General features: G+C 39.5%; 17 protein-coding genes. 8 read left to right on the forward strand and 9 right to left on the reverse strand.

Annotated features, from left to right (window positions below; translation table 11 throughout):
- Positions 1 to 263: 263 nt before the first annotated feature.
- Positions 264 to 4,241 (reverse strand): hybrid sensor histidine kinase/response regulator transcription factor, encoded by a 3,978-nt coding sequence (locus tag PHO71_RS03235; RefSeq protein WP_300198838.1) that lies wholly within the window; start codon positions 4,239 to 4,241, stop codon positions 264 to 266.
- A 350-nt stretch (positions 4,242 to 4,591) separates the two neighbouring features.
- Between PHO71_RS03235 and PHO71_RS03240 the strand changes: the two genes are divergently transcribed.
- The 3 genes from PHO71_RS03240 to PHO71_RS03250 all read left to right on the forward strand — a co-directional run bounded on the left by PHO71_RS03240 (position 4,592) and on the right by PHO71_RS03250 (position 9,770).
- The gene (locus PHO71_RS03240; protein ID WP_300198841.1) at positions 4,592 to 6,625 is read left to right on the forward strand and encodes a hypothetical protein; all 2,034 of its coding nucleotides are present in this window, start codon (positions 4,592 to 4,594) and stop codon (positions 6,623 to 6,625) included.
- Positions 6,626 to 6,687: 62 nt separating this feature from the next.
- Positions 6,688 to 8,721, forward strand: coding sequence for an arylsulfatase (locus PHO71_RS03245; protein WP_300198843.1), 2,034 nt, complete (start codon positions 6,688 to 6,690; stop codon positions 8,719 to 8,721).
- A gap of 56 nt (positions 8,722 to 8,777) precedes the next feature.
- Entirely contained in the window at positions 8,778 to 9,770 is a 993-nt protein-coding gene (locus PHO71_RS03250) for a glycoside hydrolase family 43 protein (protein ID WP_300198845.1), read from the forward strand.
- Positions 9,771 to 10,038: 268 nt separating this feature from the next.
- Here PHO71_RS03250 and PHO71_RS03255 read toward each other — a convergent pair whose 3' ends face one another.
- The 6 genes from PHO71_RS03255 to xerD all read right to left on the reverse strand — a co-directional run bounded on the left by PHO71_RS03255 (position 10,039) and on the right by xerD (position 19,120).
- Entirely contained in the window at positions 10,039 to 11,247 is a 1,209-nt protein-coding gene (locus PHO71_RS03255; RefSeq protein WP_300198848.1) for a 6-bladed beta-propeller, read from the reverse strand.
- 636 nt (positions 11,248 to 11,883) lie between these two features.
- Positions 11,884 to 13,680 (reverse strand): hypothetical protein, encoded by a 1,797-nt coding sequence (locus tag PHO71_RS03260; protein WP_367279876.1) that lies wholly within the window; start codon positions 13,678 to 13,680, stop codon positions 11,884 to 11,886.
- Positions 13,604 to 15,142, reverse strand: a complete 1,539-nt coding sequence (locus PHO71_RS03265; RefSeq protein WP_300198851.1) for a YifB family Mg chelatase-like AAA ATPase — start codon at positions 15,140 to 15,142, stop codon at positions 13,604 to 13,606. The genes PHO71_RS03260 and PHO71_RS03265 overlap by 77 nt, the downstream gene beginning before the upstream one ends.
- 12 nt (positions 15,143 to 15,154) lie before the next feature.
- Positions 15,155 to 16,222, reverse strand: a complete 1,068-nt coding sequence (locus PHO71_RS03270; protein WP_300198854.1) for a TlpA disulfide reductase family protein — start codon at positions 16,220 to 16,222, stop codon at positions 15,155 to 15,157.
- 107 nt (positions 16,223 to 16,329) lie between these two features.
- A complete protein-coding gene (locus tag PHO71_RS03275; RefSeq protein WP_300198857.1) occupies positions 16,330 to 18,024 on the reverse strand; it encodes a hypothetical protein in 1,695 nt (564 codons plus the stop codon).
- A gap of 136 nt (positions 18,025 to 18,160) precedes the next feature.
- Complete coding sequence (gene xerD / locus PHO71_RS03280; protein WP_300198860.1) at positions 18,161 to 19,120, reverse strand: site-specific tyrosine recombinase XerD; 960 nt, start codon at positions 19,118 to 19,120, stop codon at positions 18,161 to 18,163.
- 146 nt (positions 19,121 to 19,266) lie between these two features.
- On the opposite strand from xerD, the gene aroQ reads away from it, so the two are divergent.
- From aroQ to PHO71_RS03305, 5 genes are read left to right on the forward strand one after another with little or no spacing between them, the layout of a single operon-like run.
- Positions 19,267 to 19,689: a type II 3-dehydroquinate dehydratase gene (gene aroQ / locus PHO71_RS03285; RefSeq protein ID WP_300198862.1), complete on the forward strand. Its 423-nt coding sequence runs from the start codon at positions 19,267 to 19,269 to the stop codon at positions 19,687 to 19,689.
- 30 nt (positions 19,690 to 19,719) lie between these two features.
- On the forward strand, positions 19,720 to 21,177 hold the full coding sequence (gene pyk, locus PHO71_RS03290; RefSeq protein WP_300198865.1) for a pyruvate kinase: 1,458 nt from the start codon (positions 19,720 to 19,722) through the stop codon (positions 21,175 to 21,177).
- 12 nt (positions 21,178 to 21,189) lie between these two features.
- Positions 21,190 to 21,828: an O-methyltransferase gene (locus PHO71_RS03295; protein WP_300198868.1), complete on the forward strand. Its 639-nt coding sequence runs from the start codon at positions 21,190 to 21,192 to the stop codon at positions 21,826 to 21,828.
- Between the two features lie 16 nt (positions 21,829 to 21,844).
- Entirely contained in the window at positions 21,845 to 22,177 is a 333-nt protein-coding gene (rbfA, locus tag PHO71_RS03300) for a 30S ribosome-binding factor RbfA (RefSeq protein ID WP_077152867.1), read from the forward strand.
- Positions 22,174 to 23,400 carry an FtsX-like permease family protein gene (locus tag PHO71_RS03305; RefSeq protein WP_300198874.1) on the forward strand — a complete coding sequence of 409 codons (1,227 nt, stop codon included), beginning with the start codon at positions 22,174 to 22,176 and terminating at the stop codon, positions 23,398 to 23,400. Before rbfA ends, PHO71_RS03305 begins: the two co-directional genes overlap by 4 nt.
- 265 nt (positions 23,401 to 23,665) lie before the next feature.
- Here PHO71_RS03305 and PHO71_RS03310 read toward each other — a convergent pair whose 3' ends face one another.
- Together PHO71_RS03310 and PHO71_RS03315 are read right to left on the reverse strand one after the other, a co-directional pair.
- Entirely contained in the window at positions 23,666 to 24,676 is a 1,011-nt protein-coding gene (locus tag PHO71_RS03310; RefSeq protein WP_300198877.1) for a 2-oxoacid:ferredoxin oxidoreductase subunit beta, read from the reverse strand.
- A gap of 3 nt (positions 24,677 to 24,679) precedes the next feature.
- Positions 24,680 to 26,530: a 2-oxoacid:acceptor oxidoreductase subunit alpha gene (locus tag PHO71_RS03315; protein ID WP_300198879.1), complete on the reverse strand. Its 1,851-nt coding sequence runs from the start codon at positions 26,528 to 26,530 to the stop codon at positions 24,680 to 24,682.
- Positions 26,531 to 26,722: the final 192 nt, after the last annotated feature.

Raw genomic sequence — 26,722 nt, forward strand, 5'->3', positions numbered from 1 at the left:
AGTGCTATTAATAGTCCTAAAGATGTGGACTATTAATAGCATTGAATAAATAATATTATATATGTCACACTGACGATTATGGATATTAAAATTAAGGATGGAAAATTTGAAGTTCTTGATAATAATCCGGTGTTTGGAGAGAATGTCCCCAATTCATTTTTAGAAGACTGAGAGAATAAAAATATGCTGTAACCCGGGATAAGATTCCTAAATCAGATGTGGCAATGTTTTGATTTTCAAATAAAGCAATGTCCCATATAATTTTAGAAATCCTTAGGCAAAGTACCAAATTGTTTCTGGAAACATTTTGCAAAATAGGATGGAGTATTGAAACCTACCATATAGCATACTTCATTAATCCTATATTCCCCTTTCTTCAGAAGAAGTGCAGCTTTTTTAAGCCGTTCCAGACGTATATAATCATTGGGAGTCATGTTCAAGATCCCTTTAATCTTACGGTTCATACTTGACCGGCTCATGTTCATCCATTCAGCCATTTTGTCTAGGTCGAATTCCGGATCTTGCATATTTGCTTCAATAGTTTGCGATAATGTTTGTAGGAATTTCTGGTCCGCTTCGGTCATTCCTGCCGAGTTTGTTGGAATAAAAGGTGAATTTGCAGAAGCTGCATATAATCGTTTGCGGCTTTCCAGCAAGTTATCTATGGAAGTCTTTAAAAGTTCCAGAGAAAAAGGTTTCTCAATATAGGCATCTGCCCCAGATTTTAAACCATCTATTTTAGCTTGCAACGATACTTTGGCTGTTAATAATATGATAGGTATGTGACTGTAGTTTACATCTTCTTTTAGTCTATTGCATAGTTTCAGTCCATCCATTTCAGGCATCATCACATCACTGATTACTAGTTTGATTTCCTCATGTTTAAGTACTTCTAACGCCTCAATACCATTTTTCGCAGTCACTACGTTATACCACGAAGATAGTTGTCGGGTAATAAACGTTTGCATATCTATATTATCTTCCACAACCAATATGGAAAGCAACTTTTTATTGTCTGCATCAACTTCAGCCATTTTTATAGTAATAGGCGCTTCATTTCTTTCGACAATTATATTTTTCTTTTCGCTTAAATCTTTTACATCGGACTGATGATGAGTAATGGGAATTGAAAGGATAAAACGGTTACAATCCATAGATTGGTCTATGATTAAAGTGCCATAATGCAATTCCGTTAGAGAACGGGCTAATGCTAAACCTATGCCCGTACCTGATATCAGGTGGTTCTGCTCATTTTTATATTGAATGAAAGGTTTGAAAATTTCTTCTTTCATATTTTCAGGAATAGGTTTTCCGTCGTTACATACAGATAGTAGAAAGCAATCTTTTTCAGTCCATAGTCTGATGTGTATGTAAGTCTCTGAATATTTAATAGCATTTGTCAGTAGGTTGCTAATGATTTTGATTAGTGCTTCCTGATCGACTGATGCACTGATTTGTTCGTTTCCCTCAATGGTGTATTTTAATTTTTTCTGTAGTGCTAATGATGTGAACCTTTTATTAGTTTGCTGTAGGATTTCTGTAATATTACACTCTTCAAACTTTAGCCGGAAACCGTGGATTTCTGCTTTTCGGAAATCAAGGAGTTGATTGACTAATTCCAATAATCGATTGGTATTCAGGTTCATAATTTCGAGATCTTCACGAATTTCATCGGGAAGCTTTTGGTAGGATAGAACGTTTTCCAATGGTCCTTTGATTAAAGTAAGAGGAGTACGAATCTCATGAGTCACATCTGTAAAGAAGTCAATCTTTGCTGAGTACAGATCTCGTTCCTTTTCTTGCTTAATTTTCTCTATTAGTTTAATTTGTGTTTCCTTATTTCTTTTCTGGAAATAATAGAGCAATAAAAAGACAGATACTAAGCTGAATAAACCATAAATGAAATAGGCCCATTTTGACAGATAGAAAGGAGGAAGAACTTCAATCTCGAGGGTACGTTCTATGTTTGCTCCGGAAATGTTTTTATTCTTAGCTAGTTTTAGCCGGAGCGTGTAAGTGCCATATGGCAAATTTGAGTAATTGATGATAAAGTTATTTTCTACCGGAGTCCACTTATTGCTGAATCCGTCTAATTGATAAATTAATTGTTGCGTTGAGGGTGATTGGTAATTCAAAGCAGCGACATGAAGTGAGAAAGAATTCTGATTTGGTTGTAGTTGAATCTTATCGGAGAACAAAATACTCTTTTGTAAGGGAGAATTTTCGTCACCCACAACTACCCGGTTGTTAAATAAGGAAAGATCAGTTATTATTATAGGAGGATTAAAAGGATTTTCCATTAACATATCAGGTGCAAAAGCAATGAATCCATTAATACATCCGAAATAAATACGACCTTTTTTGTCTTTGAAACTTGATTGATAGTTGAACTGATTGCATAATAATCCGTCATCAGTGGTATAAATGCGTTTTTCATTAGTTTCCGGATTTAAACAAACCAATCCGTTGTTCGTTGTTAGCCACAAGTTGTGCATATCATCTTCTTCCATTCGATAAATGGTGTTACTTGGAAATCCATGTGCCATACCATAACGGATGAAGCTTTCATTCTCAGGGTTATACCGGCAGAAACCTCCTCCCTGAGTCATAATCCATAATCTATTCCGGCTATCTTCATAGCAGCCGGTTACTTTATTGTAAGGAAGAGAATTTGGGTCGCTTGCTTGATAACAGAAATTTTTCCATTCCTTTAGCTTGATATCGTAACGGAATATTCCACTGGCATAGGTTGATACCCAGACATTGCCGTGTGAATCCTCTAGAATATGATAAATATTCTTGTTAGCTAGCTGTGGTATTGAAGTGAAGTTGTCCAGTTCATGATTGTAAAGCATCAGCCCATGAATAGTCCCCAGCCATAAATCTCCGGAAGTTGATTTGCATATGGACATAATATCGTTGGCGTCTAAAGAATTGGAAGTCGTCCCTTTCTGATAGTGTTTCACCTGTTTTGTACGCAAATCTATACGGCTCAATCCACCCAGATAGTTTCCTAACCATAAAAAATCTCCATCCAGACACAGTCCGTGCACATTGTGAGAAATGGCAGGATGCCGGAAAGGTTTTATTTCGCCACTGATCGGGTTGTAGTTAAACAGACCGCAGTCTTCTGTACCGATCCATATTGTACCATCATTACTTTCGCAAAATTCGCGTACTCTTTTACCAAAGTCTCCGATTCTTCCGGAATAGAATTTTTCAAAATAAGTATAGGGATATGGCTGGTAGTTGATTCCTCCAAAAAAAGAACCCATCCACATTCCTGCTTCCCTGTCGCGGTAAATGGAGTAGATAGCATTGTCTGCTAAAGAATACAAGTCATTTTCATTCGAGTCTGTCAGGTGTTCGGTGGTCCCATTGTCCAGGTGACAGATGTACAATCCGTTTTCTGTACCTACCCATAATTCTTTATCAGAACTGAACTCCAGATCGCGTACATAACAGTCAATCAATCGTCTGGTTTTCAGTGTTGTTAAGTTGATCTCTGTTAGTCCGCTGGAAGACCCGATATACCAACAATTATGTGATCCAATTAGTCGTGCAGTAATTATTTCATTTTTGAAAGTTTCTTTTCCATCGGCATCTCTAAAAGGAAGAAGGGTTTTGAAATCATCATTTGTGAAATAGAGATTGTCGGCGAATAATCCCATCCAGCAAGTTTTGCCATCAAACCAGAAATGGCTGATATTTGCTAACGTTTTCTTGGACTTTTTGGGGGATAAATAGTTGGATAATTTTTCTTTGGCTATATCGTATTGAAACAGTCCCTGATAGTCCACAGAAATCCATATGTTATTATCCCCGTCGCTTCCTATTTTTGTTACGGCTTGTGAAATTACTTCTCCAGTATTACTGGACATATTGAAAGCAGTAAATTTCTCTTGAATTGGATCATATATGTATACTCCGGCATCTGTCCCCACCCAGATTTTTCCTTTTCTATCTTCGAATAAAGCAGTAATGAAGTCATTTCCCAGACCGGATTCTTCTTTCTTGAAGACGCGGAAACTCTGTCCGTCAAATCTATTCAGTCCTTCCTTTGTACCGAACCACATGAACCCTTGCCGGTCTTGCAGAATGGCGAATATTGTATTTTGCGACAGTCCGTTTTTAATATCCAATGTTTTGAAGTAATGTTGAATATTATCTTGTGCATACAACGGAAAGCCATAAAGAAATACAATACAGAGGAGTAACAATAGAACTTCTATTTTCTTCATAACACAAATGATAGTATAATTTTGGATTGGCTAGTTTTTAAAGTTTAAGGTCATGCAAACTTAGATAAAAAATCCGAGATTCGTGTATATGTGTTTTGAAAATGACTTTATTCCTGTTGTTTTTATATAGATTTGCCCGTTTTCGTTTCCAAAGTATCTTAATGAAAGGAAAATATAGTCTCTTTGGAACAAATTTTTTATTTATTGACCAGTTTGTTATGTTGTGGGCAGATAATGTTCGCTAACTTTGCCTACGTCACATATCATGTGATAACGAGACATGAAATGAACAACCCAATTTAGTACTAACGGAATCAGAGCTTATTACTGATTTAAATAATTTAATTTATATGCGTTTGAAATACTTACTTTTAGGGATAGTTATCGGAACATTTGCAGGAACTGCTAAAGCTATCGATTATGTACCACAACACACTACTGCATCTATTTCTTTGAAGGTGCCTGGAAACATGGCGAAACAATATCCGTTGAATATGCAGAAATTGCAGAATGATGGTTCTGCTTATTTATTGGAAGCTTCTGAAAGCATCCCTTTGACCATTTCACAAAGAGTAGAAAATGTTGATGGCAAAGTAAATATCAATGTGTGTATTACTGCACTGGAAGATATTTCTTTTAATTATAGCCAGCAGGTTTCTACAGGTTTCCGACACGATGACTGCCAGTTCTATATGCCGGGTTTTTGGTATCGCCGCAATCTTCGTTCGCCAAAAGATGCACCTTCTTTTCATACTTCAGACAGTTGGTTGGTTCGCGAAGACAGATTGAGTGCCCCTCTTACGGGGATTTACAATGAGAAAGAAAAGCGTTTTATGACTGTAAACCGGATAGATGCGTTTACAGATGATGCTTTGACTACCCATCGGGAAGGAGAAATCATTCTTTCCGGCAAGACTTCCATTGGCTTTACAGGATTTGAAAACAAGAACGGAACGGCTACTCTTTCTTTTGGTTTCCCCTATCGCGAAGCTCCTAAAAGTTATATTCGTAAACTTACTTTAGCACCGGAAGTAGAAGCTTTCCAGTTCCTTAAAAAAGGAGAATCTGTATTATTGACGTGGGAACTTACTGAGAATAAAGCAGAAGACTTCTCTGACTTTATTCGCCATGCGTGGGAATATTGCTATGATACATATGCTCCGAAACCGGTTGAAACTCCTTACTCTATAGCAGATATGAAGGAGACGCTAAGTGCTTTCTTCGTAAATAGTCTCGTAGAGAATCATCCATTGGTATTTAACTCGGGTATTCATCTTAGAACAGACGAATGCCATAAAAATGGTCAAGCTGAAGTTGGTTTTATAGGACGTGTGCTTTTGAATGCATTCAATGCATTAGAATATGGATGGGAAAATAACCGGGAGGATTTGAAGAATAACAGTACTAAGGTATTTGAAAGCTATCTGAAGAATGGTTTTACACCGGCGGGTTTCTTTAAAGAATCGGTAAACTTCGATCGTAATACTGAAGACCCGGTTCATAGTATTCGTCGTCAGTCTGAAGGAATTTATGCAATGCTTCATTATCTGGCTTACGAGAAACAAAACGGTCGGCGTCATCCGGAATGGGAACAACGAATGAAGACAATGTTGGATATGCTGTTGCAACTACAAAATGCCGATGGTAGCTTCCCGCGTAAATTCAATGATGACTTTACAATTGTTGATAAGAGTGGGGGAAGTACCCCTTCAGCCACATTGCCTCTTGTGATGGGATATAAATATTTCAAGGATAAACGTTACCTGACTAGCGCTAAACGTACGGCTGATTATTTGGAAAATGAGCTGATCTCTAAATCTGACTATTTCTCTTCCACACTCGATGCAAACTGTGAAGATAAAGAGGCTTCTCTTTATGCAGCAACCGCTACTTATTATCTTTCATTGATTACCAAAGGAGACGAGCATCGTCATTATGCCGATTTGACAAAGAAAGCTGCTTATTTTGCTTTGTCTTGGTACTATTTATGGGACGTTCCTTTTGCTCAAGGACAGATGCTGGGAGATATTGGTTTGAAGACTCGTGGTTGGGGTAATGTATCAGTAGAAAATAATCATATTGATGTCTTTGTATTTGAATTTGCATCTGTATTGGAATGGCTGTCGAAGGAATACAATGAACCGCGCTTCTCTAATTTTGCAGAAGTTATCTCAACTTCTATGAGACAGTTATTACCTCATGAAGGTCATTTATGTGGAATTGCGCTGACTGGTTATTACCCGGAAGTAGTTCAACATACAAACTGGGATTATGGTAAGAATGGAAAAGGATATTATAACGATATCTTTGCTCCGGGATGGACAGTTGCTTCTTTGTGGGAGTTATTCACTCCGGGACGTGCAGAAGAACTCCTGACGAAGTGATACTTTTGAGTAATGAAAAGATTGAGCAAGAATACTATGGATTTGCATAAAAGACAAATTGCATGAGAAGATTTCCTTATTTCCTAACAGCCGCAACTGCGGCTGTTGGTGTTTCTGCACTAGCTCAAACTCGCCATGCAGAACAACCAAACATCATTGTAATTTTGACCGATGATATGGGATACTCCGATATAGGCTGTTATGGAGGAGAGGTGGAGACCCCTAATTTAGACCGGTTGGCAAAGAACGGACTCCGTTATCGACAGTTTTATAATGGTGCGAGAAGTTGCCCTACTCGTGCCAGCTTATTGACCGGGCTGTATGCTCATCAGGCGGGGATGGGATGGATGGCTGCTGCCGATATGCAACGTCCATCTTATCAGGGATACTTGAACAAAGAGTGTATGACAATAGCAGAAGTATTGAAGTCTTCTGGATATAGCACTTACATGAGTGGAAAATGGCATGTAAGTAGTGATCGTCAAAACAATGGTGGTGTTAAAGATAATTGGCCCAATCAACGCGGATTTGACCGCTTTTATGGTATTGTGGGAGGAGCTGCCAATTATTTTAATACCACTTATAACTATAATAATGAGCAATTCAAATCTCCTAAGGATGGGAGTTTCTACTTTACTCATGCTATTAGTGACAGTGCGACTGTTTTTGTTCATCACCATGATTATGAAAAATCTCCTTTGTTCCTATATCTTGCTTATACAGCTCCGCATTGGCCTTTGCATGCTTTGCAACAGGATATAGATAAATATGTGGAAATATATGAAGCTGGTTGGGACCGTTTACGCGAAGAACGTTTCCGCAGGCAGAAGGCTATGGGATTATTTTCGGAAGATGTGAAATTGCCTCCTCGTGATTCTAGAGTTCCTGCATGGGACAGCCTTTCGGAAACTCAACAGAAAGAGTTTGCCATGCGTATGGCGATTTATGCCGCTCAGATTGACGCGATGGACCAAGGCATAGGTAAGGTGATTGATGAACTTGAAAGAAAAGGGCAGTTAGAGAATACTGTGATTATGTTTTTAAGTGATAATGGTGCTTGTGCCGAATTTGTCAGCGGTGGTAGGAGGAAGGCCGTTGATGGAAAGGAGGATACTTATGAAAGCTACCGTATTAACTGGGCAAACCTGAGCAATACTCCTTATAAAGAGTATAAGCATCACACAAATGAAGGAGGAATTGCCACTCCTTTCATTGTACACTATCCTAAAGGTATTAAGAGTAAACTGCGTAATTCGTTTATTGACCAATATGGACATATTACAGACATTATGGCTACTTGTGTTGATTTGGGAAAGGCGGATTATCCTCAATCTTATAAAGGACATAAAATAATTCCTATGCAGGGAGTTAGTTTGACTTCTGACTGGGAAGATAAGATTGCGAAGAGAGGTAAAACATTCTGGGAGCATGAGGCCAATATTGCTGTGAGAGATGGGAGATGGAAGATTGTCACCAAAGTGATGGAAGGAGAGAACTTTAATGAGGACTCTATCAAATTATATGATATAAAAGCAGACCCTACGGAGGTAAATGATCTTTCTTTGAAGTATCCGGCAAAAAGGAAGGAACTTTATGCAGCTTGGAAACAGTGGGCAGCCGAGGTTGGAGCACTTCCTATGGATACCCGTTTCTATGGAGAACGTCAGCGTGATTACAAACGTGATTGCATGAATGGAGAATTTCAAGATAATCTTGGAGGTTGGGAATATTCGTCCGGTGAAAAAGCGGATATTAGGTTTTCTATAGATACGGTACAGGTTATATCAGGTGATATGCCCAGAATGGGATTCTTGAAATGGGAATTCAATGCGAATAAAGGTGAGAAGGTATCTGTTCGTCTTAAAGCGAAATCATCGCGAAACATAGATATGATTGTCAGGCTGGAGACAATGAGGGATTTGTCTATTAAGTATATTGATAAGGTAGTTCCACTTACAGAGGACGTTCAGACTTTTGAATTTGAATCAGAGGAGTTACCTTCGAAGGGGAGTTACCAATTGGTGTTTTATGTAGGTAAATCAAAAGAAGGTACTATTTGGCTTGATGATATCAAACTGGATATCGGACGTGAATAGATAGAAAGCGGATTAAAAATAAAGAATGTTGTATATGATATTTAAAATGAAAGTTTATGCGTTGTAATTTGAGAAGACTATTTAATTTGTTGCTGTTTTGCAGTTGTGTGCCGTTCGTCTGTTATGGCGCAAATAATGATGAAACATCTCGGGTGGATGAATCTTATGACAAGGTAGATCCTAATCTTCCTATCGCGGATCCTTATGTATTAACTTATAATGGTACATATTATGCCTATGGTACTCGTGGAGATGGTTTTGAGGTATATATATCAAATGATTTGAAACATTGGAAACGGGGAGAAAAGCTAGCATTATCTCCTGAAGATTCTTGGGGGACAAAATGGTATTGGGCTCCTGAAGTCTACTATGTGAAATCGAAAAATAAGTTTTATATGTTCTATTCCGTAGATGAACATATTTGTGTTGCCACCTCCGACAGTCCGGAAGGTCCTTTCGTACAAGATAAGAAGAAACCTGTTTGGGAGGAAAAGAGCATTGATACTAGCTTGTTTATTGATGATGACGGTACTCCTTATCTGTACTTTGTCCGTTTTACAGGCGGAAATGTAATCTGGGTGGCTGAAATGAAATCAGATTTGAAAAGTATTAAGAAGAAGACTCTGAGACAATGTATAAGTGCTGAAGACGGGTGGGAAACCATTCGTGATAAAGTAGCGGAAGGTCCTTCTGTACTTAAAAAGAACAATATGTATTATTTAATTTATTCCGCTAATCATTATCAAAGCCAAGATTATGCCGTTGGATATGCTACAGCCACATCGCCACTAGGTCCTTGGAAAAAATATGCCGGCAATCCTGTTTTGAGAAGAGATCAAGAAACTGTCACCGGATTGTATGGCACTGGTCATGGCGCACCGTTTGTTAGCAATGATGGAAGTTATAAATATATATTTCACGCTCATTGGAGCGAGAATAAAATAGCTCCGCGTACTTCTTTTATTACTGATTTCACATTCTCAGATGATGGAATTATTTCCATCGGTGGAGAGCTTATCAGTCCTGAAGTAGTGACGACCCGTAAGTGAAAGTATACTATCTATACTTGTGCCACTTCATTGGTACAGTTCTGCCAACGTATTGTATTGGTATAGCTGTGTCAATGAAGTGGTACAAGAGTCCTGAAAGCGAAAGCGTGGTGCTCTAGAGTAACTCCTTTTTCCTCTCTCCACCGACTCTTTGGAGAGAGGAAAAATGCTAAAGAGCCAATTTCATTCATGAAAACTGTTTTGAGATCTCTGCTTGTTCAATCGGTTTGAGAAAACAAGGTTTTGGCACCCCCTCTTTGAATGTTATTTATCGCTTCATTTTGGCGAGGAGAATAACATTGTTTCCTTCCTCATCCAGCGATTTAACTAAATCTTGCGTACGTTTCCGTACTTCGGCAGGAATATCTTTCCGTGCAAGTTCTTTTTTTAAGTTCTCTTTCAACTGGCTTGGCTCCATGTTGGTAACGTAGTAACCATTTTCGAACGAAGGCCATATCTCCATTTTTTTAGTACCCAGAAAATCATTATATAAGCGGAAATAGTTGCCATGCAGTGTCTTTTTGTCTACGATGTAATTGGCAGGTTTACTACTGCTCCATGTGTGCTCTGAAACTTGTATCGGCCACGAAACATCGCCAATGAAGTGGCGGGGATACTCTGAATAGCCATGCCATGGGATTTTCTCTTTATTGGGATACTCTGCTGTGAACCTGGCTTCCAGACGGTTCTTTACCACATTGTAATGGTATAAACTATCTATACGTGGAGATGGCATAATAGTCAGTAACATAACCGTATAATCAGAAGTATTATTGCCCATGAGAACTTCGTTACTGAAATCTTGCGGAAGTGTAAGATGCCCGGACGGGACATAACTTTTGCGTTTCCCCTTTAAATCCTGTGTCCATACTACAGCAGGACCCCCCTTGAAAGGCAATGTAGTGACAGTGACCTCCATTTTTTTGGTATCCACTCTGAATTGTCCTTTAGGGACCCGCATACACAAAGGAATAGGAGGTTGAGGCTTCCCTTTCAAATCAAATACCAGTAATTTATCACTTTGCCAGGGTAAGATATAAATACGGTTGTTAGCCTCGTCCAACTGCTCGGCGTATGTATTGCCATACTCGTTGGGTCCTTGTCCGTAAGCACCGATGCTGGCAATATATTTGCCGCTTCGTGTGAAAAGTTTGTAAGGAGTCTGTTTTCTGTTGCTTACCAGAATGTAGTTGTTGCTGATTTTAGTACGTGTGCCTCCTCCTACTAATGCTTCATCCCGACCGTCGAGTTTGACAACTTCGAGATTTTCCGTCAGGTAACTAAGTGGGAGATCAATGGTGTCTTTAAGCATTTTTAGATTACAGGAAATTAGCGTTCCATTAGGAGTAGTGGTCTGCTTGGCTACAATGGGCGAAAGAGCCAGGGGATCTTGCTCCACTTCATTGTTTTGCGTAAAAGCAAGAGTTGCTAATAGGCAGCACGAAGATAAGCCGAGAATAGTGATTTTACTTTTCATACTGATGTTTTTTAGTGAGTACTTTTTAAAAGTTAATGGTACAAAAATAGGTTGAAACAGGCAGGTAAACAAAAAAACAGGCGGACAAAAATTGCTTATTGACTATTGCTTATATCTCTGATTATTAGTTGTATATATGTTTGTTGCTTTAAATATAGGCGGACAACATCTGTATTATAAGTGTTATTTATTCAAATCAAGCTATTTTTCAATTGATAAATAGCTCCTTTCGTGTTTTTTAATACCCACTTGTGCCCAGAACTGACAGCGGGCAGTTAATAAGAATCAGGAGGAATCTTGCTGGTTGTTTGGCTCTATATGTGTTCTCTTCTTGTAGGCTATTAATAGATAAGTTCTGTTTCATTAGAGATGAACTTTCTTTGCTCTAATAGTAAACTTCTTTTTTCTTCATTGCAATCTATAAATGGAAGTTTCATTTGTATAAATGCAAGTTTCATTTATATAAATGCAACTTGTATTTATACAAACAGAAGTTTCGTTTATAGATTATGCTTAATAGAGAAGATCTTCTGCATTAAAGAAGAAAAACTTTGGAAAGGACCAAGAGAAACTTTTCTACTAATCCCCCTGCTCTTGTTCGATAGTCACCCGCAAAACATGAATTAGAATTAGTAATCAGAAAGCCTTGAGGAAACTATCCAGGCTTATATTTTCATCAGTAAGCCCTAATTTATCGGTTTTGATTCGATACTTGCGCTTGGTTATAGCCGCCTTGCTTACACAATAGATATCTGATAGATCCTGTATATTGACATTGATTTTGACCAGACAGCAAAAGCCTACTTCTTTATCTCCTAATAGCGGGTAGGCCTGGCGTAATCGCATTACGAAATTGTCAAAAGCATCATTTACTGCCGAAGTTATTTCTGTCCATTCCGCATCCGTTACTATAATCTTGTGATTGCAAACGGAGTTTTCCTGAATATCGTCGGTATGAAGAGAGGGCAATTTATAAAAGAAAGAGATTCTTCGAAAGAGCGCTTCGCGTAATTCAGCCTCTTTCCTTCTCAGACTGATTTCCTTTTCTTTCATCTCCCTTAGTTCTGTATCTCTATGTAATAACAGGTTTTCCCTTTGCAGCCGTTTCTTTTTTTCCCGTTGGTAGAAGAAAAATGCGATGAAACTGATACTTAATATGCTGATAAGGACTCCCATCATCCATAATTCTTTCTTCTGTTGTTTCAGGTGCGACAAGAATAATTCATTCTGCAATTTGATCTGATTGAATTCCCTTTGCCGGATTTCGCTATTGATGCTCCTCAATATGTTGTTTCTTATAGTATTTTCCTTTTGCTTCGTATAAAAAGCTTGTTCAGGATATTCTTTTCTGTTGATGAGCTTGTAGAGGAGTGAATTGGCTTCCATGGCAATGAACTCCGAAGATGAAGTAGCTGCCTGCTGGTAGTAATACCTGGCAGAATCAGTCTGGTTCAATGCAGCATGGACCTCTCCGCAAAGAAGCATATACTGGGGAATATCATTCCGACTATGTTTTTGGTTAGATAGCAATAGGAGATATTGCAATGCCTGCTGAAAATCCTTTCTTTTCAAACTGGTATTTAGTAAACTCTCAAGTGCATAATAATTGAGCCATTGAAAATTAGAAGAATTTTTCAGTTCTTCGATGAGCTGAAGATATTCCTGGGTATACTGCTCATCTCTCTTCATATTCTCAAGTATATTCAGATATATCTGAGAACTGTGAAAATAGGAGAGTGTATCTTGTATTTTTCGAGCTAGCTGTCTGCTGCTATCTGCCATAGCCAGGGCCTCAACGTAATTTCTTTTTCTGAAGAACGTAGCTCTTCTGAGTCCATATAACTGTATTTTTACAGTATCGTTTAATGGAAGTTCTTTCTGTAGCTTATCGGTTAGCAGTAATACAGAGTCCGGCAAATTACGGTATAAATAAGAAGCACTCTGTTCTATATATGCCTTATAACACTTTGATGATTGATTGTTTTGTTCGTAATGCCGGATAGCAATGTGCAGCAATGAATCATTGGGCTTTCCTGTTTTTCGCAAAGTCGTTCTATAGGATAAGAAGTAATAGTCTCCCCGCTCTTTAGCAGGTAACTTTTCGGGATGTTCAATTTGTTGAAGGTAGAAAAATACACTGTCGATTGAGGTATATTCCACCTGCATCGCTTTGTGCAATATGGGGGATGAATTGGGTTGGCAGCCACTCATTATCAGGAGGCATCCGATTAATAAAACATAAGAGTAGCTTGTACGTGTATTCATATATCCGATTCTATATGGCGAAAATACGATTTTACGGTTAATAAAGAATCTTTTGTTAGGGTATTTTATTGATTCAAGGCTATTGGGCTTTTTATCCTGCCCAGTTTTCTCTGTCCAAGTTCCGGTAGCCAATCGCCTCTGCCAGATGATTGGAGAGTATCTGTTCACAACCCTCCAGATCAGCAATCGTACGAGCTACTTTCAATATCCGGTCATAAGCCCGGGCAGACAGATTGAAACGGTCCATGGCAGTCCGTAGCAATTGAAGCCCTTTCTCATCCGGACGGGCATATGTAGTTAGCAATTGACTGTTCATTTGTGCATTGCAATGAATCCCGGGATAATCGGCATAACGCTTTTCTTGTATCTGCCGTGCTTTGAGCACTCGTTGCCGGATCACAGCACTCGCTTCTCCTTGGCGATGATCGGATATCTTATCAAAAGGAACAGGAACGATTTCTATCTGGATATCAATCCTGTCGAGCAGAGGACCGGAAATCTTATTTAGATATTTTTGCACTTGTCCCGGGCTACATACGCATGCTTTTGTCGGATGATTATAATATCCGCAGGGACAAGGGTTCATGGAGGCGATTAGCATTAAGCTGGCCGGATAATTAATACTGCTTTTTACTCGTGAGATAGTGATACATCTGTCTTCCAATGGTTGGCGCAATACTTCCAATACACTTCTCGAAAATTCAGGTAGCTCGTCTAAGAACAAAACACCGTTGTGTGCCAGACTGATCTCCCCGGGTTGCGGGAAGCTGCCACCTCCTACCATTGCCACTTGTGAGATGGTGTGATGTGGTGACCGAAACGGGCGTTGTGTAATCAGGGAAGAATTGCGGCTCAACTTTCCTGCTACGGAGTGTATTTTTGTTGTTTCCAGACTTTCGCTTAGCGATAGTGGAGGTAAGACGGAAGGCAAACGTTTCGCCATCATTGATTTTCCACTTCCCGGAGCACCTACCATAATCAGGTTGTGTCCGCCCGAAGCAGCTACCTCTAAGGCTCTTTTTACATTCTCTTGGCCTTTTACGTCGGCAAAGTCAAATTCAAAATTGTTTTGTTGAGCATAAAACTCTTCCCGGGTATTGACAATGGTCGGTTCCAATTCCCGTTCGTTATTGAAGAATTCGATAACCTCTTTAATATTACTTACTCCATAAACTTTTAACTGATTGACGACAGCCGCTTCTCTCGCATTCTGTTGAGGAATAATCAGCCCTTCGAACCCATCTTCACGGGCTTTGATAGCAATAGGCAAAGCTCCTTTGATAGGTTGAATTGTACCATCCAGACTAAGTTCGCCCATTAATAGGTAATGAGGGAATTTTTCTGGAGAAATAGTTTCACTAGCTCCCAGTAGCCCTATGGCAAGGGGTAAATCATAAGCAGAACCTTCTTTACGGATATCAGCAGGAGCCATATTCACCACCAAATTACTGGTAGGCATCTTATAGCCATTGACTTGTAATGCGGAAATAATACGTTGATGGCTTTCCTTTACTGCAGAATCCGGAAGTCCGACGAGATAAAACATACAGCCACGAGAACTGTTTACTTCAATTGTGATGAGTGTTGCATCAATTCCTTGAACAGCTGCTCCGAAAACTTTAATTAACACGATGACAAGTAATTATTTCTTTTTCTTATTATTTTTCTCTTTTTCTTCTGCTTTAGCAACGACCTCTTCTATTTTTTTCTTCAATTCTTGTCCATGCAGGTTCCTGGCAACAATTTTTCCTTCCGGTGAGAGTAATACATTCGAAGGCAAATATTTAATGGAGTATTCTTTAGCAATTTCTGAATTCAGCCCACCGAAGTCGCATACTTGTTCCCAGTTTAAACTATCACGTTTGATAGCATCTTTCCATTGTTGCTTGTCTATATCAAGTGAAACGCCAAGCAACCCCAAGTATTTACTTTTTTTATAAGTCTGATAGAGTTTCTTTAATTCTTTATTGTTTTGTTTGTTAGAAATGCTATCTCCCCATGAAGCCCAAAAATTGATCAAGATATTCTTATTTTTGAATCCTTCTGATGAGCGGGTAATTTTCACACCTTTTTCATTAGGAAGTGTGAAAAAGGGAGCATATTTACCTACTTCTGTCTTTTCAATCTGAGTGATTGCTTCATTTAAACGTTCAATATATGATTTATCCTGCAATACACCGGTCATGACTTCGGTTAGTTCTTTGATCTTATTAAAATCGGGTGTGTCTTTTTGTACAAAGTATTTGTCTAAAAGATAGAGGCTTACGTATGAAGAATGATGTTGTTGTATAAATTCCTCGGCTTTCTGTTCCATAACTTCTTCGGAGGGATTCCCTAACTCTCCCAATTTCTTTTGGAAGTTAGAAAATTCTTCATTATATGTATTTCCATTGATAGAAATAACATCCAGGTTAGTTATATCTCCTTGTATAGTGATCTTATTACCTTTATCAAAGAATATTGGATATTCTGTCTGATTCTTGAATAGCAGGAAAGCAGAAGTGATCGTATCCACTTTGGTAGTGAAAGAAAATTTATCATTTTCGGAATAAATGGTATCTATCCGGTCATATGATTCATCCATACCGTACAGGTAAATTGTATCAGTTCCCAGTCCTTTAATCTCTCCGGTGATGCTGACCTTATCCGAAGTCTTTTTGCAACCGGCTAAACAGATGATTATGAGGATTAAAATACTACTCTTTTTCATTACTTTGATTACTTTTCTGCGAAAGTACGGTTTTTTACAGATAAAAAAAAGAATTGCCTGTACAAATGACAGGCAATTCTTTATATTTAAAATAAGTGATAAATCTCTTATTTAGCGATGCTCATGAAATCTGCGTTAGTGAAGAATTTTACAAATTCCAAATCTGTAGCAGCTTTCTTAGCCAATGCAGGTTCTTTAGCAACAGCGCTCTTCAAGCTGCTGGTTACCATAGAAGCATTGTTAGTTCTAGCGCCCAGAACTGCCATCAGGTAGTCTGTGTAAGCGTCCGGTCTTTCTACGTTAGCCAAAGTGTTTTTAGCTTTGTTGTAATCTTTAGCTAAGATCTGAGCCAAAGCAGCACTGTTAGTCTTAGAATCACCGAAAGAGTTTACTGCTTTTTCGTATTGACCTTGAGCGATGTACAGGTTACCCATAGATTCGCCAAGTTCTTTAGTACCGGCAGCTTTTCCAAAGTAAGCTTCAGCAGCACCCTTGTCACCCTTCATCAAAGTGATCAGACCTAAGTTCATATTAACTTCAGGAGAAGCATTTACACTAGCAGCTTTCTTGAAGAAAGTTTCAGCTTTGTTGATGTCACCTGCCTGATAAGCCAATTTACCAAGGTTGTTGAATGCACGGTAATCGCTTGGGAATTGTTTTGTAGCCTGAATATAGATAACTTCTTGTTGAGAAGGATCGTTAGTCAATGTAGCAGCATACAGCAATTCTTCAACATTCAGTTCAGAAGGTTTAGAAGAAGCCAATTTAGTGATTTCTTCGTCAGATTTGCCAATGATCTCATAGTTCAAAGTCAAACGAGAACGACGCAATTGAGGCAAAATAGTGTTAGCCAATTCTTTGTATACAGCAGAGATGTTCTTGATTTCGCTTTCTCTTTGAGCAGGATCCTGATACATAGAGATTACACGAAGGATCAATTCTTTATCTTGGATGTTAGATTTAGAAACCAGTTCTTGGAATCCTTCCCAGTCCTGAGCTGTATATTTAGCATCCATAGGAACGTAAATTTTGTCTTTCTTCAAATCTTTGTTCAACAACTTAGTTGTGTTGCCTTCACGATTTTCAGCAAGAGTAGTATTCAAACTAACACCACCATCAGGAGAAGCATAAGCAGAAACTTCAATGTTGCTAATCTTCTTGTTTTCAGCACCGTTTACATTAGCAACTTCCTGATTGAATTCTTTAGCTTTTTTCAACTCGCTTGCACGGATGTTAGCTTGTTGAATAAGGAACATGATGTTAGATTCATGTTTTTCTTTGATGATACGTTGGAAAGCGTCTTCGCCCAAAGCCGGGTTAGCGTTAGCCAAAGTATTGTTTACCAACTCAGAAGTAGAAATCACACCGTCGGCGATTTTTACAGCAGGAATAGTAACCACTTTCTTACCAATAGTAGCCTTGAATTCGAGATACAGTTCTGACTTAGCCATTGCAGGAACATAGTCGAAAGAGGTTTTCATTGTGTAGCTACCGCCCATCTTGTAAGAGATAGCCTGAGCATTACCTTCCACTTTTTCACCTTGGAATGTAGCAGGCTGGCCTTTAGCTTCGCCACCGTTCCATCTCAAAACCGGAGTAACTTCTACTACCGCTTTCTTGTTGAAATACTTTTCAGGGAATTTACCATTGATAGTAGCAGGAACTTTACCACCAATTACCTCCAGCACTTGCGGAGTTACAGTGAAGTAATCTGCTGACAATTCACCCATTTTTTTGCTGCAAGAAGAGAATAATGCAACAACCATTGCCATGAGTAAAGGCAAGTACAACTTCTTAGTCATTTTAGGTATAAAATTAAATGTTTGTAATTGAAATTTCGTCTATTCAATCACTTTTCCTGCCTAAGGTAGAAAAAGTAGGGCAAAGATATTAATTCTTAATATAATTATATAGATAACCTCCTGATTTTATCATAATTTAATAAAAGCTTCCACCTTTTTCTTGCCGATACTTAATATTTCGGGGATGATGTTCAATTATCTCACTACGAAGCATATTGCGGTCGATGTGTGTATAGATTTCCGTGGTTGCTATGGACTCGTGCCCGAGCATACATTGAATGGCTCGTAAATTGGCACCGCCTTCCAGCAAATGAGTGGCAAAAGAGTGGCGGAAAGTATGCGGACTAATGTTTTTGGTAATGCCTGCTTCTTGTGATAATTCTTTTATCATGTGAAAAACCATAATTCTCGAAAGAGATTTGCCTCTACGCTGGCTGACGAAGACAAAATCTTCGTAATCTTGCTTAACTTCTATTTGGTTGCGGTCTATAAAATAAAGTTTTATTTCGTTAATAGCCCGTGGAGAGATGGGGACAAGGCGTTGCTTGCTGCCTTTTCCTTCTACCTTAATAAATCCTTCGTCAAAATAAAGGTCAGAAAGCTTGAGATTGACAAGCTCGGATACACGCAGACCACAACTGTATAAAGTTTCCAGAATAGCTCTATTTCGTTGTCCTTCTGTTTTGCTACGATCTACTGCGGAAATAATGGCATCAATTTCTTCGACAGTCAATACTTCGGGGATTTTGAAACCTATTTTAGGACCTTCCAGTAGCTCGCTGGGGTCAGCTTCCAGATAATCGGATAGAATCAGGAAGCGGAAAAAAGATTTGATACCTGATAGAATACGTGCCTGAGAACGGGGATGAATACCGATATCGTGCAGTCCCGCGGTGAAACGTTGGAGGTCTGTCAGACATACGTCCAACACCTCAATACCTTCAAGGGTAAGGAAGCTCATAAGTTTGTTCAAGTCGGTAAGATAAGCATCCAGCGTATTGGGTGATAAAGACTTTTCCAGCTTCAGATATTGCCGGTACTTTCTGATTATCAGCGCTTGTCGCTCCTTCTTTTGTATTTTTTCGTTGATTTCCATTTCTTTTTTCTACCTTTGCTCCGCGAAGATAGACTGCAACTCAGCAGAATACAAAAAAATTTGCTACTGCATTCGGTTTGCATTATCTTTGCACCTTGAAATATTGTTCTTTGGATGCAAAGGTATTAAAAAAATAGGATTACGTGATGAGGATACAAATTATTAACGGCCCGAATATTAATCTGCTGGGTAAGCGTGAACCTTCCATATACGGAAGTGTTACATTTGAGGAATATCTAAATGAACTTCGTAAAAGATATGCTGACGCGGAGATCGACTATTTTCAATCGAACATCGAAGGAGAGATGATTGACTGCATTCAGCAAGTCGGATTTGATGTTGATGGGATTATCCTGAACGCAGGTGCATATACGCATACTTCTATTGCTTTGCAAGATGCCATTCGTTCTGTGACTTCTCCTGTGATAGAGGTGCATATTTCTAATGTGCATAGTCGTGAATCCTTCCGGCATGTGTCTATGATTGCCTGTGCCTGTAAAGGAGTGATTTGTGGTTTCGGGTTGAACTCTTATCGTTTAGCTTTGGAAGCTTTGTTGGAGAATAAATAAGATAATAATATATAACTAGGTAAAAAGATTATGTTACTGAAACAGACTAAAATTGTTGCTTCTATTTCGGACAGGCGTTGTGATGTGGATTTTATTAAACAATTGTTCGATGGCGGTATGAATGTGGTGCGTATGAATACGGCTCATGCCAGTCGTGAAGGATTTGAAGCTTTAATTGCAAACGTGCGGGCTGTATCTAAACGTATTGCGATTTTGATGGATACAAAAGGTCCGGAAGTGCGTACTACTGCCAACGCTGAACCGATTCTATATAAAATAGGCGAGAAAGTTAAAATTGTAGGTAATCCCGATTTAGAGACTACCCGTGGATGCATTGCCGTTTCATATCCGAATTTTGTGTATGACCTGAATATAGGCGGTACTATTCTGATTGATGACGGTGATCTGGAATTGGAAGTTATTGATAAAACAACCGATTATTTGCTTTGTGAAGTGAAGAATGAGGCTACTTTAGGAAGTCGTAAAAGCGTGAATGTACCGGGTGTTCGTATCAATCTTCCTTCATTGACAGAAAAAGACCGAAACAATATTTTGTATGCTATCGAAAAAGATATTGACTTTATAGCTCACTCTTTTGTACGCAACCGTCAGGATGTACTTGATATTCGTGCAATATTGGATGCTCATAACAGTGACATCAAGATTATTGCGAAGATTGAAAATCAGGAAGGTGTTGATAATATCGATGAGATTCTAGAAGTGGCTGACGGCGTGATGGTTGCCCGTGGTGACTTAGGTATTGAAGTTCCGCAGGAACGCATTCCGGGTATTCAGCGTGTGTTAATCCGTAAGTGTATTCTTGCGAAGAAACCTGTAATCGTTGCTACTCAAATGCTTCATACAATGATTAATAATCCTCGTCCGACTCGTGCTGAAGTGACTGACATTGCCAATGCTATTTATTATCGTACAGACGCTTTGATGCTAAGCGGTGAAACGGCTTACGGTAAATATCCTGTGGAGGCGGTGAAGACTATGGCTAAAATAGCTGCTCAGGCTGAAAAAGATAAACTGGAAGAAAACGACATACGTATTCCATTGGACGAAAATAGCAATGATGTTACTGCATTCCTTGCTAAACAGGCTGTGAAGGCTACTTCTAAGTTGAAGATCCGGGCTATCATTACAGATAGTTATAGCGGACGTACAGCTCGTAACCTGGCTGCTTTCCGTGGTAAATATCCTGTGTTAGCTATCTGCTATAAAGAAAAGACAATGCGTCATTTGGCTCTTTCTTATGGTGTGGAGGCTATTTATATGCCGGAGCTTGCCAACGGGCAGGAATATTATTTTGCTGCTTTACGCCGTCTATTGAAAGAGGGGCGTTTGTGTCCGACGGATATGGTGGGTTATCTGAGTAGTGGAAAAGAAGGCACACAGACATCTTTCCTTGAGATCAATGTAGTAGAAGATGCATTGAAGCATGCTCAAGATACTGTGTTACCTAATAATAACCGTTATCTGTAAAGAATAGTTTTTATGCAGGAGACTGAATCTATTGACGAATATATTTTGCAGCATATCGACGGGGAGAGCGATTATCTGAAAGCACTTTATCGAGATACGCATGTGAAACTACTTCGTCCCCGTATGGCTTCCGGGCACTTGCAGGGGAGGATGTTGAAGATGTTTGTGGAAATGATTCGTCCTCGGCAGATTTTGGAGATCGGAACGTATAGCGGGTATTCTGCTCTTTGCCTGGCAGAAGGTTTGCATGAGGGTGGAATGTTGCATACGTTTGAGATTAATGATGAGCAAGAAGACTTTACCCGTCCGTGGCTGGAGAATTCTCCGTTTGCAGATAAAATCCGGTTTTATATAGGTGATGCTTTGGAGTTTGTTCCCAGTTTGGGCATTACGTTTGATTTGGCTTTTATCGATGGAGATAAGCGCAAATATATTGAATATTATGAGATGACGTTGGAGTATCTTTCAGAGGGCGGGTATATCATTGCCGATAACACTTTGTGGGACGGTCATGTACTTGAACAACCCCGGAACACCGATGCGCAGACCATTGGTATCAAAGCATTCAATGATTTGGTTGCCGCAGACGGAAGAGTGGAGAAAGTGATATTGCCTTTGCGTGACGGATTGACAATTATAAGAAAAAAGTAAAAAAGAAGTAGATTTTATGGAAACGACCAGACAGAATAAGATTTCTCGCCTGTTACAGAAAGAACTAAGCGAGATATTCCTGCTGCAAACCAAAGCGATGCATGGAACATTAGTATCGGTCAGTGCTGTACGTATCAGTCCTGATATGAGTATCGCACGTGTTTACCTCAGTATATTTCCCTCTGAGAAGGCAGAAGACATGGTAAAGAACATCAATGAGAATATGAGGTCCATTCGTTACGAACTTGGAACGCGGGTGCGTCACCAGTTACGTATTATCCCCGAACTGAAATTTTTTGTGGATGATTCTCTGGATTACATCGAAAAGATTGATTCACTGCTAAAGTGAATTTCCCTTTCTATATAGCCAAGCGTTATCTTTTCTCTAAAAAGAAACATAATGCTATCAATGTTATTTCCGGCATTTCTGTGTGCGGAGTAGCCCTTGCTACGCTGGCTATGGTCTGCACTCTTTCTGTTTTCAATGGATTTCAGGATATGGTGGCAAGCCTTTTCACTGCATTCGATCCGGAATTGAAAATTACTGTTCGTGAAGGCAAGGTATTCGATGGACAGGATGAAAGGATTCGTGCAGTATTTGCATTGCCCGAGGTAGATATCTTTACCGAAACACTTGAAGAGAATGCGATGGTACAGTATAAAGACCGTCAGGCTATGGTGGTGTTGAAAGGAGTGGAAGATAATTTTGATCGGTTAACTGAAATAGACAGTATTCTTTACGGAGCTGGAGATTTTCTACTCCATGATTCTATTGTGAATTATGGGATCATGGGAGTCGAACTGGTGGCAACGTTGGGCACTGGATTGCAGTTTGTAGACCCCTTGCAGGTTTACCTTCCCAAACGGAATGTCAAAGTGAATATGGCAAATCCCGGATCTTCTTTCAATCATGATTATCTTTATTCTCCAGGTGTTGTTTTTTCTGTCAATCAGCAGCAATACGATGCTAAATATATTCTAACTTCTCTTGATTTTCTTCGTCATCTGTTGGATTATACAACAGAAGTCTCGGCTATTGAATTGAAATTGAAACCAAATGCGAATCTTTCTTCTGTGCAGGATAAGATAGAGAAAATGTTGGGTAACGGATTTGTGGTACAAAACCGTTATCAGCAACAAAAGGATGTATTCCGTATTATGGAAATTGAAAAATTAGTGTCTTATCTTATGCTTACTTTTATCTTGATGATTACTTGTTTCAATGTGATTGGCTCACTTTCTATGTTGATTTTGGATAAGAAAGAAGATGTTGCTACGTTACGTAGTCTTGGAGCAAATGATAAGTTGATTTCCCGGATATTCTTACTTGAAGGACGGCTTATCTCTCTCTTCGGTGCAATTTCCGGTATTATTCTGGGATTGATTTTGTGCTTCATTCAAGAGAAGTTTGGGGTCATTACCCTTGGAGGCGGCAACGGTACTTTTGTGGTTGATGCTTATCCTGTAAGTGTACACGCATGGGATATTGTGTTGATTTTCATAACTGTATTAGCTGTGGGATTTCTTTCTGTATGGTATCCGGTCCGTTATCTGAGTAAGCGGATTTTATAATATTTCTTTTATCTGAATCTGATATAGTTATTTTGTAGTCTCAAATGATTGGGATATCCACATAAAAATATTACCAATCGGATAAGGGACGGTTGTATACTATGATGATTATTTATTCACTATAATATCCTTTTCTTTTTCGTTGAATGGCAATATATCCCTATGCCAAGTAGCTAATCCACAATATTTAAAAATAAAAAAGCGTAAGAAGAGTTTTATCCTCTACCTACGCTTTTTTATATGATCTATAAAAGTGGAATGTGGATTACTTCACTTCCCAAGTATCATTTGTCATTAACAGCTCTTGGAAATTGTGGTATTTCTTTTTGCCTTTGATTTCTTCGATCTGTTCTACTATTGCATCATTATAAGTTGGAGCTTCTACTTCGCGGATCACACCCAATGCGATTGGGAAATCCGGACCTTCCATCAACGCAAGTTTTAATTGTAGTGTATTGTCTTGGCAATGAGCGTCGTGTACTAAAATATCTTTTTTAGTAACACCGTTCTCTCCAAGTTTTACCACTTTCAATCCGAAACCTTCCTGCATTAATCCGAACTCTTTGTTTTCACCAAATAACATCGGTTTGCCATGTTCCAAGTAAATAGCATTTTTGGCACGTCCTTCTTTCGTTGCTACGGAAGCATGTGTGCCATCGTTGAAAATAACACAGTTCTGAAGAACTTCTACAACAGAAGCACCTTTGTGATTAGCGGCTGCCTTTAATACTTCCACTGAAGCAGCACCATCCACTGCAATGCAACGGGCAAAAAAATGACCGCGTGCGCCAAAGGCCAACTCTGCCGGATGAAATGGATCTTCTACAGTTCCATAAGGAGATGATTTTGTAACTAATCCACGTTCGGACGTCGGAGAATATTGTCCCTTTGTCAAACCGTAAATGCGATTGTTCAATAGGATCATATTTAGATCAATATTACGGCGTAATGCGTGGATAAAGTGGTTGCCACCAATGGCCAGACCGTCACCGTCACCTGAGATTTGCCAGATAGTCAAATCCGGATTGGTCACTTTTGCACCTGTTGCAACAGCTGCGGCACGTCCGTGAATGGTATGGAACCCATAAGTATTCACGTAGTATGGCAGACGGGATGAGCAACCGATACCCGAAATTACGGCAATATTGTGTGGAGCTACTCCCAATTCAGCCATAGCCTTATGCAGTGAATTCAGGAAAGCATGATCACCACATCCCGGACACCAACGAGGCTGACCTGATTTATAATCTTGCATGGTATATACTGTATCGCTCATCTCTTATTCCTCCAATAATTTAGTGAATGCATCTATCAATTCTCTCGTAACGAAAGGCTGTCCTTTCACTTGGTTGAACTGGCTGATGTTCAGTCCGGGTATCTTCATACGCAGGTAACCGGCAAACTGTCCCAAGTTCTGTTCTGCCACGATAATTTTCTTGTATTTACGCAGTACATCGGCTGTATTCTTTGGCAGCGGATTAATGTATTGGAAGTGAGCAAGAGCCACTTTCTTTCCATGATCGCGCATAAAGTCCATAGCCAGACGTAGATGCCCGTAAGTACCTCCCCAGCCAACAATTAGCAAATCAGCATCTTTATCACCCAATACTTCCAGTTCTGGGATAGAATCTGCGATCTTATCTACTTTTGCTTGGCGAAGGTGAACCATTTTGTCATGGTTTTCCGGTTCAGTGGAGATAACACCTGTTTCATTGCTCTTTTCAAGGCCACCGATACGGTGCATGAAACCTTCTGTACCTGGAATAGCCCAATAGCGTACTCCTGTTTTTTCATTACGTTGGTATGGAGTCCATTTGCCCGCCATATCCGGTGTAACGTATGGAGGATTAATTGCCGGGTATTCTTCTAAATCAGGAAGTTTCCAAGCAGCGGAACCGTTAGCAATAAAGGCATCAGTCAGCAATACCACTGGAGTCATATGTTCCAATGCTATTTTAGCAGCCATATATGCAGAGTCGAAACAATTAGTTGGTGAAGTTGCAGCAATGACGGGCATCGGGCTTTCTCCGTTGCGTCCGTAAAGTGCTTGCAATAGGTCGGTTTGTTCCGATTTAGTAGGCAAACCGGTAGAAGGACCGCCACGTTGTACATTGACAATAACCAATGGAAGTTCTCCGATTACAGCAAGGTTCATCGCCTCACTTTTCAGGCACACGCCCGGACCGGAAGTTGTTGTTACTGCGAGTGCGCCAGCAAACGCAGCACCTACAGCCGAAGCACAACCTGCGATTTCGTCTTCACATTGTACAGTTTTTACTCCCAGTGATTTATGTTTGGATAATTCGTGTAGAATATCAGTTGCCGGAGTGATGGGATAGGAACCCAGATAAAGTTCCAGACCAGCCTTCTCCGCAGCAGCAATCAGTCCGTAAGAAGTAGCTTTATTCCCATTAATATCTGTATAAAGCCCTTTTGCTCTTGAAGCCTTGCTCTCAATTTTATAAGTAGAAGTAGAAGCATGTGTATTAGCTCCGTAGTTGTAACCATCGTTCAAAACCTTAATATTAGCTTCCGCAATCTCAGGTTTCTTGGCAAATTTCTCACGCAACATATTTTCTGCTGCTGACAAGTTACGGTTGAACAGCCAGCAAACCAATCCGAGTGCGAACATATTCTTACAACGGAGAATTGTTTTATTGTCCAGCCCGGAGTCTTTGAGGCTCTCTTTACACATAGAAGAAATAGGAACTTCCAGAACTTCTTGTTTGATGCCTAATTCTTCAAAAGGATTGTTGGTTGTGAATTTAGCTTTTTCCAGATCTTTGGCTTCGAACGAGTCGGAGTCGGTAATGATCAGTCCTTGCGGTTTACAGAATTTGATTTGTGTTTTCAGTGCCGACGGGTTCATTGCTACCAATACGTGGCAACGGTCTCCTGGAGTATAAACTTGTCCGGCACCTACATGGATTTGGAAACCGGAAACACCGGTCAGCGAACCTTGCGGGGCGCGGATGTCTGCCGGATAGTCAGGAAATGTACAGATGTCATTACCAACTGTTGCCGACACGTTCGAGAAGATGTTGCCGGCCAGCTGCATACCGTCGCCGGAGTCGCCGGAGAAACGTACTACTACTTCCTCCAATTCTTTAACCATCATTTCGTCTGCCATAACTTTAATTACTATATTTTATTTAAAAATTGATTTTGCTTTCAATTTGTGAGTACAAAGGTCGGAAAGTTAATCGAATTATCAAAATAAATCGAGCTTTATTGTCCAATTGATGCAAAAGATTTGAAATAACTGAAAGGAACCTGTATTTTTATTCTTGTAAAATCAACAGAAACCGTTATCTTTGTAACC

The sequence above is a fragment of the Bacteroides sp. genome (assembly GCF_028690125.1).
Taxonomy (GTDB): domain Bacteria; phylum Bacteroidota; class Bacteroidia; order Bacteroidales; family Bacteroidaceae; genus Bacteroides.